Origin of the sequence: Marinobacterium sp. xm-a-152, assembly GCF_013282965.1 — a bacterium.
GTDB lineage: Bacteria > Pseudomonadota > Gammaproteobacteria > Pseudomonadales > Balneatricaceae > Marinobacterium_E.
Genome location: NZ_WBYI01000003.1, coordinates 220,965 through 239,413 on the forward strand (window position 1 = coordinate 220,965; position 18,449 = coordinate 239,413).

Consider the following 18,449-nt stretch of genomic DNA (forward strand, 5'->3'; position numbering starts at 1 on the left):
TTTTCTCTCTTAAGAGTTTGATTGCTGCGAAGCTTCAGCACCCGGCATCGACAATGGACCCTTCTGACCGCATCCAACGAGCGCACAACAGAACACCAGTGCAAAGAACATTCGCATAATCCACTCCAATTACGACCAACCCTTTAGGTGTCGGGTTTTGCTCAATAAAATTAAAGCCTGAGTATACCCTGATAATAGGCCTATAGGCGACCACGAATGGCCTATTTAGCACGGACAAAGCTGCGGAAATCGGTATAATGAAATTAATGTTTACAGGAGGTTAGACAATGAGTGATGCGATCTATTTAGAGCGTGTTGAAGAGACCCTCAACGCACTCGAAGAGCTGTTAGACGATGCGGAATCCGATTTGGACTATGACAATAACGGCGCAATGATGACGATTAAGTGCCCTGACCGTAGCCAGATTATCCTAACGCGCCAGCCTCCAGTGAAGCAGCTTTGGCTGGCAACCCGCACACAAGGGCTGCATTTTGACTACGATGAAGCTCAACAGGCTTGGGTTTTAGATTCTGACGGCTCGCTGCTACGAACTCATCTAATGGCTGCATTCGCCGATCAAACCGACGAACAGCTCGACCTATCTGAGATCTAATTAATGAAAATTCTTGTTACAGGTGCAGCCGGCTTTATTGGTTTTCACGTCAGCCAGTGGCTATGCAACCGCAGTGATGAGGTTGTCGGTATCGATAACCTTAATGACTATTACGAAGTGAGTTTGAAAGAGGCGCGTCTCTCTCAATTGGAACCCCTATCGAACTTCCGCTTTATCAAGCTCGACATCGCCGATCGGGATGGATTGGCTAATTTATTTGCAGAAGAGAAGTTTGATCGTGTTGTTCATCTAGCGGCGCAAGCGGGTGTTCGTTACTCCATTGAAAATCCGCATGCCTATGCAGACTCCAACCTTGTTGGATTTCTGAATATTCTTGAAGGTTGTCGCCACAATCAAGTCGAGCACTTGGTTTACGCATCATCGAGCTCAGTATACGGTGCAAACGAGACCATTCCGTTCAGCGAAAATAATAATGTCGACCACCCAGTTTCGCTGTATGCGGCCTCCAAAAAGGCTAACGAAGCGATGGCTCATAGTTACAGTCAACTCTACAACTTGCCGACTACTGGACTGCGCTTCTTTACTGTCTACGGTCCTTGGGGCCGACCAGATATGTCGCCAATTCTTTTCGCAAAAGCGATTACAGAAGACAAACCACTGAAGGTGTTTAACTACGGCAAGCACCGCCGCGACTTCACCTACATAGATGACATCGTACAAGGCGTAGTGCGCACACTGGATAATGTAGCTCAACCCAATCCGGAATGGTCTGGCTTAGATCCTGATCCAGCAACATCAAAAGCGCCTTGGCGTATCTACAACATCGGCAATAGCCAGCCCGTAGAGCTGCTCTACTACATTGAGTGCATTGAGAAGGCGTTAGGTAAAACAACCGAGAAGGAGTTACTGCCTCTACAACCTGGCGATGTTGAGCATACCTATGCAGATGTAGCCGCTCTGATGCGCGACACAGGCTACCAGCCCAACACACCGATTGAAGAGGGTGTAGATCAGTTTATAGCCTGGTTTAAGTCCTACTACGGGTAATTCGTGATTAGACTTTGAACCTGTTGATAGAGGCGCTCCATAGCGCCTCTATTTTTTTCTACCACCCTGATGCCCGCTTGAGACATTGCGTGGTTATCATTGTCGAGCAAAACTCTAATCTGCTCAGCCAATTCTTGTTCGCCCTGCACCTGCACCTGCACCAGTGCACCTTCACTTTTCAGCGTCGAGATAATCGAGCGGAAGTTATAATCACTTGGCCCCATGACAATTGGCAAACCAAGAGCGGCCGGCTCAAGCGGATTATGCCCACCCGTGCCGGAAAAACTTCCACCGACGAATGCTAAATCCGCGGCCGCATAATAAGAGAACATTTCGCCCAACGAGTCGCCTATCCATATATCGATATTGCTAGCAGCCGTAGATAGTGACCGCTTACTTACAAAATCAGAATAGCCTTTGGCCAACTGATAAACAGAGTCAAAACGCTCTGGGTGGCGGGGTACGAGAATGAGTACCGGACGCTGATCTTGTGGAATGACACGCCAAGCATCCAACAAAATCTTATCCTCGCCCTGATGAGTACTGGCAGCCACTAGCACTTTGCGGGCAAAAGCAGCTTTCCAAGTTCTGCCTATTTGAATCTGCTCTTCAGGAAGGTCGATATCGAATTTGATACTGCCAGAAACCATCATTAGGTCCTCCGGCATGCCAAGACTCTTAAACCTTTCTGCATCCGCTTCATGTTGGGCTAGCAAAAGTGTTATCGAATTCAGCGCTTGCTGAGTTAACCCTGAAAAACGCTTATAGCCCTGAAATGATTTTTCGGACAAGCGGGCATTGGCCAGAACGATGGGAATATTTCGACTTGATGTAGCTGACAAAAGATTCGGCCAAATCTCAGTCTCAACGATGAGAAGTAATTTTGGAGAGTGAGCTCTAAAAAACAGTGTAAAGAAGATCGGTAGATCCCATGGCAGGTAACGGTGCTCGACTCGCCCGCCAAAACGCTGTTTTACCTGTGCCGCTCCCGTTGGTGTGGTCGTTGTGAAAAGGACCGATTCGCCCTGATCCAAGAGCCTCTCGACAAGCGGGCTAATCGCAATGGTTTCACCAACAGAAACCGCGTGAATCCAAATCGGTCTACCTATTGTTTTCTGCTGAATACCAAAACGTTCAATCAAACGCTGTCGATAAGCGGGGGCTTTAAAGCTACGAACTAACAGGCGAAAAACGAACAGAGGCAGCAGAAAAGTATAAAGCGCGGAATAGAGCAGCCTAGCCATCTAGCTGCTCACTAAACTGCATGCGGTGAAGCTGAGCATAAGCCCCGTTCAAAGCCAATAGCTCTGCATGAGTACCGCGCTCCACTATTTGACCCTGATCCATTACGACGATCAGATCAGCTTTCTCAATGGTGGAGAGGCGATGGGCAATGATAAGCGTTGTACGCCCTTTTACGACCTCATCGAGTGCTTCCTGGATGTGTCGTTCCGACTCTGTATCCAGTGCCGAAGTTGCCTCATCAAGAATCAGGATAGGTGCATTTTTCAAAATAGCGCGAGCGATCGCAATACGCTGACGCTGACCACCTGAGAGAAGTACGCCACCCTCGCCAATCTCTGTTTCAAGACCTTTGGGCAGTCGCTCAACAAACTCCATGACATGCGCAGCCTCTGCTGCCACTTTAATCTGTTCTGGAGTAGATGATGCTAACGCACCGTATGCAATATTGTCCGCGATCGTGCCGTTAAAAAGCACGACTTGCTGATTAACTAACGCAATCTGCTCACGTAACGACTCTAGCGTACAGGACTCAATTGCCTGACCATCCAGTAAAAGCTCACCACGCCAACCATCATTAAAACGAGGTAACAGACTGACCATAGTAGATTTACCCGAGCCAGACTTACCGACCAACGCAACGGTCGTTCCTGCAGGAATATCTAAATTAATCTGCTTCAGCGCATCATCCTGAGTCCCAGGATAGGCAAAGCTTAAGTCTGAGAATTTAAGATCACCAACCGCTCGACCAAGCTCAATCAATCCGGTGTCGACTTCAACCGGTTCATCCATCACCGCAAAGACACCCTCTGAGGCCGCAATACCTCGTTGAATCTTGGTATTCACATCAGTAAGTAAGCGCAAAGGTTTTGTAATCAAACCTGCCGCTGTTAAAAAGGCTACAAAACTACCAGTGGTCATTCCTTGCATTACCGATGGATGCATAGCAATAAACATTAATACCGCTAATGCAGCAGCAACAAGTAACTGAATGATTGGGGTATTGAGCGATTGAGTAACGACTAGCTTCATGAACTGCCTGCGATTTAGATCACTCGCTTTAAAGAAGCGATCACTTTCAAATTCTGCACCGCCAAATATGCGCACAATTTGGTAGCCTCGCACAGCTTCAGATGCTGCGTCAGTGATATCTCCAACCGACTCCTGCAGCTGTTTAGATTGTCTGCGCATTTTGCGAGAAGCAATCATAACGACTATGCCTATGAATGGTGCAGCACCAATAAAAATCAGGGTCAATTTCCAGTTTAGATAAAGCATGTACCCAAACAGCCCAATAACTGTCATCCCTTCGCGAAGCCCAACCTTTATTGCTTCAGTTACAGCCTCAGTAACCTGTTCAACGTTATAAGTTAGCTTTGCTAGAATTTGGCCACTACTCGATTGGTTATAGAAAGAGGTCGGTAATCGCTGCAGTGTTTCAAAAAGATCCACTCGCAGTCCATGAATAACTTGGCGTGCAATGTAAGCTATACTGTAGCTTCCAATAAAAGTCCCCAAACCTCTACTGGCGAAAATAGCCAAGACCATGATGGCCAGTAGGTAACGCTGGTCAAACTCACCTGCTTCAACGGCATCAACGACCATCTCTAACCACTTTGCAGAGGCCGCCTGAGAAGCACCATAAAGTCCAAAACCCAAAAAGCTGATAGCAAAACCGTGCCAGTATGGACGGACATAGCGCAATAGGCGTTTATATAATGACCAGCTTGTTTGCTCAGAGTGCATATTTGAACCTAATAAAGCGTTAACTTTTAAAAAAGTGGAATAAGTATACCCTAGGGAATTGCCCATAAAGCACTTAAACCTATAAACTTTATTGATTCCATCTTAGCTATTGTTATGAAAACTGAAGCTCACACCTATTTTCTAGCTCCAAGGTACTGGCCTACATGGTTAGGTATAGGGGCTTTGCGTCTAATCAATTTGCTCCCCTTTTCGCTTCAAATAAAAATTGGAGCGACCTTAGGTTCTATTATTAAACACTTAGCTTCAAAGCGCCGACATATTGCGGAGGTAAATATACACCTATGCTTCCCACATCTTACGAAAGGTGAGCAGACCAAATTAGTTGCCGACACCTTCAAAAATAACGGCATAGGAATTATTGAAACGGCTATGGCCTGGTGGAGCGATAGGGAATCATTTCGCTCTAAAGTATCTATCGAGGGTAAAGAGCACCTAGACGAAGCTCTGTCAGAAGGCAGGGGTGTAATTCTCTTAGGAGCCCACTACTCAACACTGGATTTAGGTGGTCTTCTATTCTCTCTTTTCTACCCTCTTCACACCATGTATCGCCCTCACAACAATCCACTTATGGACAAGGTGATTACAAGGGGGCGCTTACGGTCGATCGAGTCAATGATTGACCGGTCAGATTTTAGATCTGTGATTAGAGCCTTGAAAAGAAATGAGATTGTTTGGTATGCACCAGATCAAGATTTCGGACCTACACACTCAGTTTATGCACCCTTCTTTGGGATTAACGCTGCAACAACTCCAGCGACGGCAAAACTGGCTAAATTAAGTAAATCCCCAGTAATCTTGTTATCACATCATCGTAAACCAAATGGAAGTTATGTCCTTCGTTTGCACCCAAGGATAGATCCCTTCCCAATTGATGGTGACATTGAGTCTGCCACGCTAGTTAACCAAGAGATAGAAAAAGGTATCAACTACGATCCCTCTCAGTACATGTGGGTTCATAGAAGATTTAAAACACATCCCGAAGGTAAATCTTTTATATATACTGATAGAAATACAAATTAAAATAGCCTAAAAATTAGGCATTTTTCAAAGACTCTAGAATGAAAATTATAGTGACCGGTGGTGCAGGATTTATCGGTTCTGCTGTTGTACGCCATTTAATCAATGATACAGCTCATAATGTACTTAACTTGGATAAGCTAACGTATGCCGGCAATCTGGATTCGCTAAGTTCAGTTGCATCATCAGAACGTTACCAGTTTAGTCAGACTGATATTTGCGATAGGCCAGCGTTGGATGCTGTTTTTGATGATTTTAAGCCAGATGTGATTATGCACTTGGCCGCTGAGAGTCATGTGGATAGATCGATTGACGGGCCTGCAGAATTCATTGAAACCAATATTATTGGTACGTATCAGTTACTTGAAGCGTCGCGTGCGTATTACAACGGGTTGTCACCAGAGAGACAGGCTGGATTTAGATTTCATCACATCTCAACGGATGAGGTATACGGTGACTTAGAAGTAACAGATGATCTGTTCACTGAGAAAACCTCTTACTCGCCAAGTTCGCCATATTCTGCGTCCAAGGCGAGTTCAGATCACCTCGTCCGAGCATGGCATCGCACATTTGGTTTGCCCGTTGTTTTAACTAATTGTTCTAACAACTACGGTCCATACCATTTTCCTGAAAAACTCATACCGCATATGATTCTGAATGCCTTAGCAGGCAAACCGTTACCTGTTTACGGTAAAGGTAATCAAATACGTGACTGGCTGTATGTTGAAGATCATGCTCGTGCTCTAGTGCTTGTTGCAACAACAGCTGAAATTGGCTCTACCTACAATATTGGTGGACACAATGAGAAGCAGAACATTGAAGTGGTGAATACTCTTTGTGAGTTATTAGAAGAACTGCATCCAGAAAAGCCTGAGGGTGTGGGTTCTTATAAAGATTTGATTACGTATGTCAAAGATCGTCCAGGTCACGATTTGCGTTATGCCATTGATGCTTCGAAGATTGCAGAAGAGCTAGGATGGAAGCCTGTTGAAACATTTGAATCGGGTCTTCGTAAGACGGTTCAATGGTATTTGGATAACCGTGTTTGGTGGCAGCGAGTTTTAGACGGTGACTATCGTTTGGATCGCATCGGTGAGTAAAAGAGAAGTTTAATATGAAAGGTATAATTTTAGCCGGCGGTTCAGGTACACGTTTACATCCTATAACACGCGGCGTATCAAAGCAGATGCTTCCTATTTATGATAAGCCTATGATCTATTACCCGCTATCAGTTTTGATGCTTGCAGGTATAAAAGACATTCTTGTTATATCTACACCACATGATCTTCCTGGTTTCCAAGAGTTGCTGGGCGACGGTAGTTATTTTGGTATTAATTTATCGTATGCGGAACAGCCATCTCCTGATGGGCTAGCGCAGGCTTTCATCATTGGTGAAGAGTTTATCGGTGATGACAGTGTGTGTCTGATTTTGGGTGACAACATCTTTTATGGTTATGGTTTTAGCGGAATGCTAAAAGAAGCTGCTCAGCGTTCTTCCGGAGCCACAGTGTTTGGTTACCACGTTTCTGATCCTGAACGTTTCGGTGTGGTCGAGTTTGACCAATCTGGTAAAGCTATTTCAATAGAAGAGAAGCCTTCAGAACCCAAATCAAACTACGCAGTAACTGGCCTCTATTTTTACGACAACCGTGTTGTAGAAATTGCTAAAGCTGTGAAACCAAGTCATCGAGGTGAGCTTGAGATTACAGACGTAAATAACGCCTACCTTCAATTGGGTGAGCTAAATGTAAGCCTAATGGGGCGTGGTTTCGCATGGCTAGACACGGGTACACATGATTCCTTAATGGAAGCGGGCCAATACGTTCAAACTATTGAGCATCGACAAGGCTTGAAAGTTGCTTGCCTTGAAGAGATAGGCTTTAGAAATGGTTGGTTGAGCAAAGGGCAATTGATTGCTCAGGGTGAAGCTTTGGCTAAAACTGGATATGGCCAGTACCTATTACAGATTGCTGAAAAGGCTTGATTTAAATGAAAGTGACGGAGACAAAGTTACCTGGTGTTTTGATCATTGAGCCTAAAGTTTTTGGTGATCACCGAGGTTTTTTTAAAGAAACCTTTCAGGCTGAAAGATATAAAGAAGCTGGTTTAACGCTCCCATTTGTGCAGGATAATCATTCACGTTCTCAAAAGGGCGTACTGCGTGGCTTGCACCTTCAGAAAACCTGCCCTCAAGGAAAGCTTGTAAGTTGTAGCTCTGGTGCAGTTTATGATGTTGCTGTGGATGTTGATCCAAACTCAGACACGTTTGGTGAATTTGTTGGCGTTGAATTGAGTGGAGAAAATCACCTCCAATTATGGATTCCACCAGGTTATGCACATGGTTTCTGTGTATTAACTGATACGGCTGATTTTCAATACAAATGCACTGATCTCTATTTTCCCGACGATGAAGGTGGACTCATCTGGAATGATGCTGAGGTAGGTATCGACTGGCCGATCAAAGATCCGGTCCTCTCTGACAAAGATCTAAAGCTGCCAACGCTAGCGCAGATTCGTGCCAATGAGGGGGGCTAGGACATGCGTATTCTGGTAACGGGTGGACATGGGCAGGTTGGCAGCGCACTTGCCCAATTAGGTAAAGAACAGGGACTTGATCTAATCACACTTAGTCGTTCTGAACTAGATATCACTGATGCTGTGTCTATCTCAAGGGCCTTTAACAAGTACCATCCAGATCTGTTGATCAACGCGGCCGCATATACAGCAGTTGACAAAGCGGAATCTGAACCTGAACTCGCTTACGCTATTAATGCAAAGGGTGTAGGTTTATTAGCGGAAGCTTGTGCAACTTCTAATATTCCTATGTTACACATATCAACTGATTACGTGTTTGATGGAACTAAAGCGACCCCGTATACAGAAGAGGATCAGGTAAATCCACTATCCGTATATGGTAAGAGCAAAGAAGCAGGTGAAAGTATACTCAGGGAAAAACTCTACCAGCACATCATATTAAGAACAAGTTGGGTCTTTGGTGAAAGCGGAAACAATTTCGTAAAAACCATACTACGACTAGCTCAGGAACGTAATGAGTTATCCGTGGTATCAGATCAATTTGGAGGGCCTACAAGTGCAGCATCAATCGCGGAAGTCTTAATTAATATAGCTCTAACTTCACCAAAGCAGTTAAAAAACCACTGGGGAACATATCATTTTTGTCAAAGCCCCTTTGTAAGCTGGTTTGAATTTGCAGCGGCTATTATTGAAAATGCAAAACTTCTCAATTGCGGATATGAATTTATAAGTATAAAGCAAATTTCAAGTGACGAGTACGCATTTAAAGCAAAAAGACCACAAAACTCTCGCTTAAGTATTGAAAAATTATCACGGTGCTTCTCCATTCAAAAGACCAACTGGGATAGTAGTCTCAAGAATTTTTTAGACCCTGTAAAAAAAACTAATTCTGTCATGAAAAAGAAACAACCTATACGTGATGCATTTAGCTGATTCAAGTAATGGTATTCATAAAAGAACACGAACACTTTTTATGGTTGCTATACATTCTATGCTACGTATCAATAGAGAAACGGCCGACACCGTTTTCAGTAAAGGAAGATTCACCTCGTAGGAAGCTCAGCATCCCTTCTAACTTATAATACTCCCGCCGCCTTGACTTAGAAGACGGTAAAAAGAGAGAAATCGTCGCTTTTAAAAATGTTTGTAGTACGACTTTAAATAATCGGAAGAATCTTTTATGCACCCGGCATTCGTGCTTTGAAATAAGGTAGCATTTTGACCAACCGTCATGCCAACCTCTCAGTTTTTCATATCTGGTATTGTCTGGCGTAGAACCTGCTCGCAGATGCTCCACTTCGACTTCTCCAGAAATTTTTAAATCTATTCCAGCAGCTGCAGCACGATAGCAAAGATCAATTTCTTCAAAATAGAGGAAAATACTATTGTCAAACCCACCGAGCCGAGCAAAAGTCTTGCGGCGCATCAGCATTAACGCACCACTCAATCGAGTTTCATATGAAAAGCGTTCCTGGAACCGGCTATCCCTTCGGAAAATTCGCTTTCCTTCTTTCTGTTGAAACATTTTTACAGACATTATTGACTCGCGATTACTGTTAGAGAAAATATCAAGCAATCTGCGGACCTGTGAGAGACTAATAATGACATCGGGATTTAATATCAAAATATTCTCGGCAGATGTGTGACTAAACCCCGAATTATTTCCGCACCCATACCCAATATTTTTCTCTTGAATAACTTTTACATTATTAAATCGATTGGCTTTAATGATAGTGCCGTCTGAGCTTCCACAGTCGACTACGACAATTTCTATATCCTGCGAGCCAGAGAGGTTCTCCAAACAGGATACAATTATAGATTCGCTATTGTGAGTCACGATAATTATAGAGAGAAGCTTATTCTCCATTTCAGTCTTCCACCGTTAAATACTCGCGCAGGTAGTGCACCAAACTATCCCTAATTTCATCAACTGAGAATCCTCCTGCGGGAATAAGGTCCACCAAATTCTTAAATTTACTCACTTCTTCAAGTGAAACCTGCGTCAGAAAACCCTGCTTTACGCAATAGTCAACGAAACGTTTCTCCGCGAGACTAGGGGTAGCATTCTCCGGGCTGACACCAATTACCGGAAGACCAGTGGCCACAGCCTCGTGCAACATGGCAACACTATCCAGCGTACACACCACACAGGCCGCCCTTGCTAAAAGCTCACCCAAACGAGTCTTGTCTCCACGGTGATAGCCAACGAGCTCAACTTTCGATCCCCAATTAGAGGACTTGACTATCAACTTTTCCTCAAATGTCTGCGAAGTTCTTCTGGACGTTGTAACAATAACTTGGCCAGCTGACTGATCAACGCACCCTTCTATCATAGCTAAGAGGGCGTCCCAGTCACTAAGTGCATAATTAAAACTGCCAGAGTCGCCCCCTACACAGAATAGCGTACGACCATTATTACAGTCTGGGTTGACCGCTGGCTGTGATAGAGAAGCCAAAGAAAGATGAGTATTGAAAATACTTTCATCACAACCAAACTCTCTATTTACATCGGCAACAAAGTTCAGATCAATTAGGTTTCTGTAGTATTGATCCTTTACGTTTCCAATGAAAAAATACTTAGTCTTCGGGTAATTAGACGCAAGAGTAGCAGCTGGTAAGGTATCTCTACCACAGGAGATCACGATATCAAATCGCCGTTTAAATAGCTCCGGATTTCGAATTTCGTAGAAAAACTTCAAACAATTGAGGCCAAACTCAAACTTCTTGATAGTTCTTTTTAACAGGCTAACTAAGAGTCTGCTTCGTGGCACCACCTTAGATATTTTAACTTTTGTAGGCTTAACCTTACCTAGAAGAGCAGCTAGACCCTCGCTTTGACGTTCATGACCAGGCCGGTTATCGCTAACTATTAGAATCCTAATCATCGGATTGAATCGCATAATTGGAATAGAGAGGTTTATTCAAGAGTTGATCCGGGCGTTTGAGCAGGGCGGATGCAACCCAATCAACCCCAGATTCAATATCAGATAGAGACGAACGGATATCCAAGAATGGTGGATAATATTCTTGTAGTAGACTAACACCCCTATTCTTATGAGAGTTACCCTCGATCGGAAGATAGGGGGTTCCGATGATAAAGCTAAAAATATTTGGATGCTGCCTTCCGCCTACTATAAAATCTGAATCTCTAATAACCCTCGCTGCCTCCATATACGTCGTGTTATTGGAGTCAATAATTTCAATCTCAAAGTACTCTTTCAGTTTATTAGCTAAGTAGCGGTCCGTCTTCGCGTTAACTAGGTAAATAATTCGATGATCAGGATATTTTCTGGTAAGTACTTCCAGAATTTTTCTCTGGAAATTAACAGATTTTTGATCCTTTTTTAGATAACTCGATCCTGTCACCGATATTTGTCTAGGAGAGCAACTTCGCGTGCCGGGCTTGGTAAGAGTCTGAAGTTCCTTAAGGCAGTATACTGCATCAGGAACCAAGTTTACTTTGGTCAAGCCCAAACTTTGAGCCCGGTCTAAAGAGAGAGGTTCCCGCACGGAGACGAATTCCAGCTGCGAGTATACAGAAGCCAAAACTTTAGCTTTAATGCTTTTCGTTGAAAGGTCGATTGTCTGATTTACAGCAACTACTCTTTTTCCCTTGCTCTGTGCATAAGAGAGCAACCCCATGTACCTAATAACATGACTGGAAGCTCGGTGTATCGCTCCTTCACCATTAAAACAGATCATATCAAAGGGATCCAAGAACCCTGGATCTACTCCAAGCCGATTGAGGTAGAGTACTATTCCTGCAAGATCGTTTTGAATAACACTCTGACCCAGCCCTCGCTCGTTGAGGCTTTTAAGTAACCTCCCGATACCGCTCGGCAATCCAGGAATTGTGGGGAATTCAATACTCGCATTAGGATATGCCTGTTCCAATTGCTTGACGACTCCATCAACCGTGGCCTGAGTGCCCCAATTACTGGAGCCCTTACTATTGATGAATACCGCTATTTTCATCTTACTCCCCAAATCTACAAATTATTCTAGAGCACAAAAACCGGATAGAACACACCAGACAGCACTCCAAAGCAAATAAAAGCTGTTATTTAACCCAAGAAGAACGAGAAAGGGCAAAAGTAGCTTGAAGGGCTATTCATAAACTTCTAATTATCTAAGTAAGGTCTGATAGAGCTCTAGAGTAGCACTTTTCATCTTATCTAATTTGAAGAATAACTCTCCTATGGATGCACCTTCATCAAGCGTGTTGTGAATCACCCTAACCACACCGTCAATATCATTAGTTTCTACTAAGCCTGCTGGAAACATAGCAGCTAATGTTTCTGTAACTGCTCCATGTGAAAATCCAACAACTGGAGAGCCTACCGCAAGGCTCTCTACAACAGCTCTACCGAACGACTCCGCTGTTGTCGTTGTTAACGATAAAGACACATCAGAAATAGCGTATAACTCTCGCATATCTGAGCGTGTGCCTAGAAATACGAAAAACTGCTCAAGACCTTTAGTTTTAATAGCAGACTGTACTTCTGCCAAAAACTTTCCTTTCGAATCACTTCCTACTACCAATACTTTGAAGTCTGTTCTCTGCTTGGCAAGCTCTTCAACAACTTTGACTAGCTCAAGATGACCTTTCCATCGAGTGATTCGGCCTGGAAAACAGATCAATTTTTTATTAATACATTCTGGGTGTTCCCCAAAAAACTTTTCACTCCACTCGTCTGATGGCTTAAAGCCTCGGTAAAAATAGTCCTCATCAATACCGCGATGGATAACCGTTACTTTATCTGGGTCGTCAACTTTATAATTTTCGAATAGATATTGTTTGCAGGTTTCGGAAACACAAATAACACGTTCCCCCTTGGCCATTATGGCACTGTACCAATTGACCGAGTGCATACCGTGCAAAGTGGTAATAAATTTAGGACGATCATTTTTCGGCATACCGCGCCAAGCTAGCCAGACAACCCAAGCTGGCATACGGGAACGAACATGGACAATGTCAGGCTTCTCTTTACGAAGCCATTTTCGGAAAGACCAAAACTTGAGAAATGTTAACAGCGATTTTTTGCCAAGATCCCATGTGATATGTCGCGAGCCCTCTGACTCCAATTGACCAACTAAACGCCCCCCAGCTGAAATAACAATAGATTCGTGCCCTGCTTCAACTAATGCTTTTGCGATATCGATGGTACCGCGTTCGACTCCGCCGACTTCTAATGCCGGAAGTACCTGAACTACTTTCACAGGGGAAATCTCTCCAAAATAATCTCTGCGCAGCGGGTTGCTTCTCGAAAATTCGACACTGGATTGGCCGGTGTTTGATCGGCTGTAGCACCCACTAAGCCTTGCTCAACCAACGAGTCGATGCCCTGTTGCGTTCTTGAATTAGGCGTAGATTCTATACGTATCAGCGAAACAGTGCACCCGGCGGTTAATGCTTCGTAGACCATTGAGACACTGTCTGAGCTGACAATCACCTGTTCGGTGGTTGCTAAAGTGGTGGGTAACCAATCACTATCAACTGAATCAGGCTCAATTAATCTGATGCGCGCTTTCGATTTAAGCCGTTGTAATAGGTCGTTGGGGGTTCTTCGAGAGGTCGCTACACTCAATAAACCAATGGCTGGTTCAGTTAACTGGTCGATCTGCTTAATAATGCGATCATCATCCCAGATCACGTGCTTGCTTGGCCCACCTAGAAGCACCAGTCGACTACCTAGCTGTTTTGCAGCCGGCTTCATTCGATTAATTGCTCCTTTGGTAGTCACTACACGATCAAAAGCGGGGGGCGCATCATGCTCTGGGACCAGAGCTAAATTAAAGAAGCTGTAGGGGAGCGATGGGCGCATCAGTACGACATTTTTCGCCCCAAAGCGAACAGTGAGCGCCCAATTCCAAAAGTGAGTGGCTCTGCCTGCACTGATAATCAATTTGGGGCGATCTGTAGCAAACAGTTCGCTACTGACACCCTTCAGTGGAAGGGTTTTGAATGTCAGATTCGGTTTAAACTCAAGCAACGCTTCAACTAGCCCAAGGGACTGATTAATGTGCCCGGGCTTTCCATCACTGATGATCCAGATATCTGCCACAACAAACCTTTTCGCATATAGATTCCTAAGGATAAACAGTTCCCGCCCTAAACACACTTCAAAATAATAAATATCGATTCCAATTTTCCCTCTATGGCTTACAATTGATCGATTAAATTTTGGCGCACTGTATCGACTCAACAGAACAGTTGTAATTTTAGGAAGATTTTCATGGCAGCATTTGGTTCTCTCTTTATGCCAGAGATGGCGATAACTTGGTTTGATGGCGACAGCTGGAGCCCAACTGAAGTGGTCGCTAGTGACTCCATCTCATTTCACCCTGGCGCGCATGTGCTGCACTACTCAAGCACCTGCTTTGAAGGGTTAAAGGCGTTTCGCCATGCTGATGGTTCAGTCAAAATTTTCCGTATGGACAAGAACATTGAACGCTTTGCGCAGAGCAGTCGTCTTCTAGGTTTACCTGAGATTGATAAGGCGCAGACGCAACAGATGATCGAGTCGATCGTTCGTCAGTACGCGGCAGATGTACCAGAACCACCGGGTTCCATGTACATTCGCCCAACACACATAGGAACTGAGCCTGCAATTGGTAAAGCGGCGGTGCCATCGGTTACCTCATGCCAATACATCCTTCTATCTCCTGTAGGTGACTATTTCGCAGGTGGCGATAAAGCACTTCGCCTACTGGTCGACGATGAAGCAATGCGTTGCCCTCCGCACATGGGCATGATCAAAAGCGGTGGTAACTACGCTGCAGCCATGGGGCCCATCTTAAATGCCAAAGCCCAATACCAGGCGGATCAGGTACTCTTCTGCCCAGGTGGTGACGTTCAAGAGACCGGCGCTGCGAATTTCTTGCTTATTGATGGCAACCAGATCATCACTAAAGCATTGGATGAGAGCTTCCTGCACGGTGTCACTCGTGACTCGATTCTGACATTGGCCCGTGATCTAGGTATGGATGTTCAAGAGCGCCAGCTTTCAGTAGACGAGCTTCTAGAACGTGCTGCAAAACCAGGTTGTGAAGCGGCTTTGTCGGGTACGGCTGCCGTTCTGGCTCCTGTAGGTACTCTGATCTACAAAGATAAAGAGTACAAAGTCGGCAACGGTGGAATCGGTGCAACGACCGTTAAGCTTCGTCGTGCATTGAATGACATTCAGTGGGGTAAGGCCGAAGACCCGCACGGCTGGTTAACCCATCTGTAAATTTTCAACTAAAAAGGGGCATCAGCCCCTTTTTTATTATCCAATTTCTAACAGTGCTTTCCAGGTGTTAGAGACAGCCTCTCGCATATCAGACAGGGCATCTTTTGTTACCACTCCTTTCGCGTTTTGTAGGGTCTGGCGATGGCCTAATGCGCGGTAGGTTTTATAACTCTCGCATAACACTTCAGCCTGGATTTGATCCAGATAACCCGCATCTGCCAGAGCCTCAATAATGCGCACATTATCAGTGAACTCATAAAGCGCAGCTGACTCTTTAGCGTATTTAAGCACAAGGTACTGAACGGCAAACTCGATATCGACAATACCGCCCGCATCCTGTTTGATATTGAACGCTTCTGAACCCTCTGCACTGCCAAGGTGATCACGCATCTTCTGGCGCATTGCGATCACCTCTTCACGTAGCGATTCAGCGTCCCTCTCTTTACATAGGACTTTAGCACGCACCGCTTCGAATTCAGCTTTGAGCCGACTCGAGCCTGCCACTACACGGGCACGCACCAGTGCCTGATGCTCCCAGGTCCAGGCTTCGTTCAGTTGATAGGCCTCAAAGGCATTCAAGGAGCTGACCAAGAGTCCAGAATTGCCCGAGGGTCGCAGACGCATATCGACCTCATAAAGCTGACCCGAGGTAGTAAAGGTATTCAATATATGAATGATGCGCTGACCTAGACGCGTTAAGAACACGTCATTGGCTATCTCTTTATTACCGCCAATGGTCATTAGGTTACTGGGCGCATCATGAACAAAAACCAGATCCAGATCCGATCCATAAGAGAGTTCAATACCCCCCAATTTACCAAAGCCGATAATGACAAAATCTTGATCGCATGGAACGCCTGCCGATCTCTGCGGCGTGCCATATTTAGTTGTCATATCACGCCATGCGATCTGCAAAACCGCCTGGAGAATCGCTTCCGCTAGCCAGGTTAAGTAATCACTCACTTTCATCAGAGGCAAAGCACCTGTTATATCCGCAGCAGCCACTCGCAGAATATGTGCATTTCTAAAGTAACGCAGCGCTTCCATCAACTGCTCAATGTCATCCTCTGGTATTCGCATCAACTGCTGTCGCAACTCATTGGATAAAGCTTGCGCATCCGGTGGATTGAACAGTGATGATGCATCTATCAGCTCATCAAGAAGAACCGGTTGATGGGCTAGCTTCTCTGCAAACCATGGACTGGCTGAACAGAGCTTTACCAACTGCGCTCGAGCACTGGGGTTTTCGGCTAGCAGAAGAAGATAGGCTGAACGACGCACTACAGCTTGAATCAGCTGCAAAACCCGCTCCAAAGTCTCTTCTGCGTTTTCCACGCCCGACAGATCCCGGAGCAAACGAGGCAGCAGATCCAACAAACGCTCCTGCCCGACATTTTGCAACGCCTGTACCGTTCTTAACTGACGCAGCGATATCAGTGCCTTCACAGCTCGATCGGTTTCGCTATAACCCAGTTCTGTCAGATAGTGTGCCAGCGCTTCTTGATCAGCAAACTCCTCATGCCAGAGGCCCGTAAGATGCGCATCGCTCTCAGTTTGCTCGGCATTGTCTTCCTGATCCACTGGCGCAATGACATCTGCAAAGTGCTTTGAGACTCGACGTCGATGATCGTTTAGCTCTGTTAAAAGTGCCTCTGGACTCGTAAAGCCCATGGAGTAGGCAAGGCGCTGCATACCGAGATCATCAGCTGGTAGCTCTTGGGTCTGCTTATCGGCTTGCGCCTGAATCGCATGTTCCACATTACGCAGGAAGACGTAGGCATGGGTTAGCTCTGTCACAACCACGTCTGGAATGCCGACTACCTCTGGGAGAAGTGGCAATATGTTGCACAACTCTCGTTGCTGCAAACGTGTATCACGCCCGCCGCGGATTAGCTGAAAGGCTTGAGCGATGAACTCAACCTCGCGAATACCTCCGGCTCCCAACTTAACGTTATTCTCACGACCCTTTAAACGGTTCTCACGCTCAATCATCCCTTTCATTTCACGCAAAGATTCAAAGGCGCTGTAGTCAATGTACTTACGATAGACAAAGGGGCGCAGATCCTGCATCAACTGGGCGCCAGCTTCCTTATCACCCGCGATGATACGCGCTTTGATCAACGCATAACGCTCCCACTCACGCCCCTGTGTCTGGTAGTACTGCTCCATGGCATCAAAACTGGCAACCAATGGACCAGAAGATCCAAACGGACGCAGACGCATATCGACACGGAATACAAAGCCCTCGGCTGTGGGGGCATCTAAAACACGAATCAATCTTTTACCCAGTCGTGTAAAGAACTCTTGGTTGGATAGTGAACGGCGGCCACCTTGGGTTTCGCCATTGGCGGGGAAGGTAAACATCAGGTCGATATCCGAGGAGAGATTGAGCTCATGTGCCCCCAATTTGCCCATTCCAATGACGGCCATGCGTTGCAAATTTCCATCAGAGTCCATTGGCTCACCCAGATCTTTGACTAGATCTTGGTGCAGCCAATTCAATGCTGCATCAGTAGTGGCATCGGCCAGTTCGGAGAGCATCCGGGTGGTTTCTGTTAGATCGGCCAATCGGTTCAAGTCGCGCCAAATAATTCTAACCATGGCCAATCGACGCAGGCGACGCAGCGCAACACTCAGTGCCTCTTCACTCCCCACAGCTTCAACAGCCGCCAACACTTGCGCTGTTAAAGCACCTGTTGGAAGCTCACCAACATCAAGGTTTAACTGCTCAATCAATTCGGGATGACGCTGCAGCTGATCCGCAACATAGTCAGATCCCAATAGCACTCGATCTAACTCCGCCAACCGATTGTGATCTGATTCAAGCAGATCTCTTGCTGCTGAAACCTTTTGCTGCTGTTTTTCTAGGTAGTCATTCAATATCGCTGTCACTCAAACCACTCCGAAATCTTGCCAATAGGACTAATATACTGCGTTCAGTTATAAGAGGAACAGGACTTAAATCAAATTGCACCAATACTGTGCAAAAGCTCAATTTAAGCCCTACTTTAGTATTGACCTTTGAGTCAGAATG

Annotated in this window: 17 protein-coding genes; 8 read left to right on the forward strand and 9 right to left on the reverse strand. The window is 45.4% G+C overall.

Going from position 1 to position 18,449, the window contains the following annotated elements; genetic code table 11:
- Window positions 1-9 precede the first annotated feature (9 nt).
- Window positions 10-117 carry a lipoprotein gene (locus XMA152_RS04180; protein WP_217363736.1) on the reverse strand — a complete coding sequence of 36 codons (108 nt, stop codon included), beginning with the start codon at window positions 115-117 and terminating at the stop codon, window positions 10-12.
- A gap of 170 nt (window positions 118-287) precedes the next feature.
- Between XMA152_RS04180 and cyaY the strand changes: the two genes are divergently transcribed.
- A complete protein-coding gene (cyaY, locus tag XMA152_RS04185; RefSeq protein WP_173480056.1) occupies window positions 288-614 on the forward strand; it encodes an iron donor protein CyaY in 327 nt (108 codons plus the stop codon).
- A 3-nt stretch (window positions 615-617) separates the two neighbouring features.
- Window positions 618-1,622 carry an NAD-dependent epimerase gene (locus XMA152_RS04190; RefSeq protein ID WP_173482800.1) on the forward strand — a complete coding sequence of 335 codons (1,005 nt, stop codon included), beginning with the start codon at window positions 618-620 and terminating at the stop codon, window positions 1,620-1,622.
- On the opposite strand, the gene waaA is transcribed toward XMA152_RS04190, so the two are convergent.
- Window positions 1,613-2,866, reverse strand: a complete 1,254-nt coding sequence (gene waaA / locus XMA152_RS04195; protein WP_173482801.1) for a lipid IV(A) 3-deoxy-D-manno-octulosonic acid transferase — start codon at window positions 2,864-2,866, stop codon at window positions 1,613-1,615. The two genes, XMA152_RS04190 and waaA, sit on opposite strands and share 10 nt — an antisense overlap.
- Window positions 2,859-4,610 carry a lipid A export permease/ATP-binding protein MsbA gene (gene msbA / locus XMA152_RS04200; protein WP_173482802.1) on the reverse strand — a complete coding sequence of 584 codons (1,752 nt, stop codon included), beginning with the start codon at window positions 4,608-4,610 and terminating at the stop codon, window positions 2,859-2,861. Before msbA ends, waaA begins: the two co-directional genes overlap by 8 nt.
- 114 nt (window positions 4,611-4,724) lie before the next feature.
- Here msbA and lpxL point away from each other — a divergent pair, with 114 nt between their 5' ends.
- From lpxL to rfbD, 5 genes are read left to right on the forward strand one after another with little or no spacing between them, the layout of a single operon-like run.
- Window positions 4,725-5,651: an LpxL/LpxP family Kdo(2)-lipid IV(A) lauroyl/palmitoleoyl acyltransferase gene (lpxL, locus tag XMA152_RS04205; protein ID WP_173482803.1), complete on the forward strand. Its 927-nt coding sequence runs from the start codon at window positions 4,725-4,727 to the stop codon at window positions 5,649-5,651.
- A 38-nt stretch (window positions 5,652-5,689) separates the two neighbouring features.
- A complete protein-coding gene (rfbB, locus tag XMA152_RS04210; protein ID WP_173482804.1) occupies window positions 5,690-6,748 on the forward strand; it encodes a dTDP-glucose 4,6-dehydratase in 1,059 nt (352 codons plus the stop codon).
- A 14-nt stretch (window positions 6,749-6,762) separates the two neighbouring features.
- A complete protein-coding gene (rfbA, locus tag XMA152_RS04215) occupies window positions 6,763-7,632 on the forward strand; it encodes a glucose-1-phosphate thymidylyltransferase RfbA (RefSeq protein WP_173482805.1) in 870 nt (289 codons plus the stop codon).
- A gap of 5 nt (window positions 7,633-7,637) precedes the next feature.
- Window positions 7,638-8,183 (forward strand): dTDP-4-dehydrorhamnose 3,5-epimerase, encoded by a 546-nt coding sequence (rfbC, locus tag XMA152_RS04220; protein WP_173482806.1) that lies wholly within the window; start codon window positions 7,638-7,640, stop codon window positions 8,181-8,183.
- Between the two features lie 3 nt (window positions 8,184-8,186).
- Window positions 8,187-9,116, forward strand: a complete 930-nt coding sequence (rfbD, locus tag XMA152_RS04225; protein WP_173482807.1) for a dTDP-4-dehydrorhamnose reductase — start codon at window positions 8,187-8,189, stop codon at window positions 9,114-9,116.
- A gap of 61 nt (window positions 9,117-9,177) precedes the next feature.
- Here rfbD and XMA152_RS04230 read toward each other — a convergent pair whose 3' ends face one another.
- The 5 genes from XMA152_RS04230 to XMA152_RS04250 all read right to left on the reverse strand — a co-directional run bounded on the left by XMA152_RS04230 (window position 9,178) and on the right by XMA152_RS04250 (window position 14,248).
- Window positions 9,178-10,050 carry a glycosyltransferase family 2 protein gene (locus XMA152_RS04230; RefSeq protein WP_173482808.1) on the reverse strand — a complete coding sequence of 291 codons (873 nt, stop codon included), beginning with the start codon at window positions 10,048-10,050 and terminating at the stop codon, window positions 9,178-9,180.
- 1 nt (window position 10,051) lies between these two features.
- On the reverse strand, window positions 10,052-11,068 hold the full coding sequence (locus tag XMA152_RS04235; RefSeq protein ID WP_173482809.1) for an ELM1/GtrOC1 family putative glycosyltransferase: 1,017 nt from the start codon (window positions 11,066-11,068) through the stop codon (window positions 10,052-10,054).
- A complete protein-coding gene (locus XMA152_RS04240; protein WP_173482810.1) occupies window positions 11,061-12,158 on the reverse strand; it encodes a polysaccharide pyruvyl transferase family protein in 1,098 nt (365 codons plus the stop codon). Before XMA152_RS04240 ends, XMA152_RS04235 begins: the two co-directional genes overlap by 8 nt.
- Window positions 12,159-12,308: 150 nt before the next feature.
- Window positions 12,309-13,403 (reverse strand): glycosyltransferase family 4 protein, encoded by a 1,095-nt coding sequence (locus tag XMA152_RS04245; RefSeq protein WP_217363993.1) that lies wholly within the window; start codon window positions 13,401-13,403, stop codon window positions 12,309-12,311.
- On the reverse strand, window positions 13,400-14,248 hold the full coding sequence (locus XMA152_RS04250) for an ELM1/GtrOC1 family putative glycosyltransferase (RefSeq protein WP_173482811.1): 849 nt from the start codon (window positions 14,246-14,248) through the stop codon (window positions 13,400-13,402). The genes XMA152_RS04245 and XMA152_RS04250 overlap by 4 nt, the downstream gene beginning before the upstream one ends.
- 111 nt (window positions 14,249-14,359) lie before the next feature.
- Here XMA152_RS04250 and XMA152_RS04255 point away from each other — a divergent pair, with 111 nt between their 5' ends.
- Entirely contained in the window at window positions 14,360-15,415 is a 1,056-nt protein-coding gene (locus XMA152_RS04255; protein WP_371813280.1) for a branched-chain amino acid aminotransferase, read from the forward strand.
- A 36-nt stretch (window positions 15,416-15,451) separates the two neighbouring features.
- Here XMA152_RS04255 and glnE read toward each other — a convergent pair whose 3' ends face one another.
- Window positions 15,452-18,307 (reverse strand): bifunctional [glutamate--ammonia ligase]-adenylyl-L-tyrosine phosphorylase/[glutamate--ammonia-ligase] adenylyltransferase, encoded by a 2,856-nt coding sequence (glnE, locus tag XMA152_RS04260; RefSeq protein ID WP_173482813.1) that lies wholly within the window; start codon window positions 18,305-18,307, stop codon window positions 15,452-15,454.
- Between the last annotated feature and the right edge of the window lie 142 nt (window positions 18,308-18,449).

What these genes read in the sequence shown, in the direction of transcription:
- cyaY (WP_173480056.1), top strand. Translation starts at nt 288, where the DNA reads ATGAGTGATGCGATCTATTTAGAGCGTGTTGAAGAGACCCTCAACGCA.
- rfbC (WP_173482806.1), top strand. Translation starts at nt 7,638, where the DNA reads ATGAAAGTGACGGAGACAAAGTTACCTGGTGTTTTGATCATTGAGCCT.
- XMA152_RS04230 (WP_173482808.1), bottom strand. Translation starts at nt 10,050, where the DNA reads ATGGAGAATAAGCTTCTCTCTATAATTATCGTGACTCACAATAGCGAA.
- lpxL (WP_173482803.1), top strand. Translation starts at nt 4,725, where the DNA reads ATGAAAACTGAAGCTCACACCTATTTTCTAGCTCCAAGGTACTGGCCT.
- rfbB (WP_173482804.1), top strand. Translation starts at nt 5,690, where the DNA reads ATGAAAATTATAGTGACCGGTGGTGCAGGATTTATCGGTTCTGCTGTT.
- msbA (WP_173482802.1), bottom strand. Translation starts at nt 4,610, where the DNA reads ATGCACTCTGAGCAAACAAGCTGGTCATTATATAAACGCCTATTGCGC.
- rfbD (WP_173482807.1), top strand. Translation starts at nt 8,187, where the DNA reads ATGCGTATTCTGGTAACGGGTGGACATGGGCAGGTTGGCAGCGCACTT.
- waaA (WP_173482801.1), bottom strand. Translation starts at nt 2,866, where the DNA reads ATGGCTAGGCTGCTCTATTCCGCGCTTTATACTTTTCTGCTGCCTCTG.
- rfbA (WP_173482805.1), top strand. Translation starts at nt 6,763, where the DNA reads ATGAAAGGTATAATTTTAGCCGGCGGTTCAGGTACACGTTTACATCCT.
- XMA152_RS04235 (WP_173482809.1), bottom strand. Translation starts at nt 11,068, where the DNA reads ATGATTAGGATTCTAATAGTTAGCGATAACCGGCCTGGTCATGAACGT.
- XMA152_RS04240 (WP_173482810.1), bottom strand. Translation starts at nt 12,158, where the DNA reads ATGAAAATAGCGGTATTCATCAATAGTAAGGGCTCCAGTAATTGGGGC.
- XMA152_RS04180 (WP_217363736.1), bottom strand. Translation starts at nt 117, where the DNA reads ATGCGAATGTTCTTTGCACTGGTGTTCTGTTGTGCGCTCGTTGGATGC.
- XMA152_RS04190 (WP_173482800.1), top strand. Translation starts at nt 618, where the DNA reads ATGAAAATTCTTGTTACAGGTGCAGCCGGCTTTATTGGTTTTCACGTC.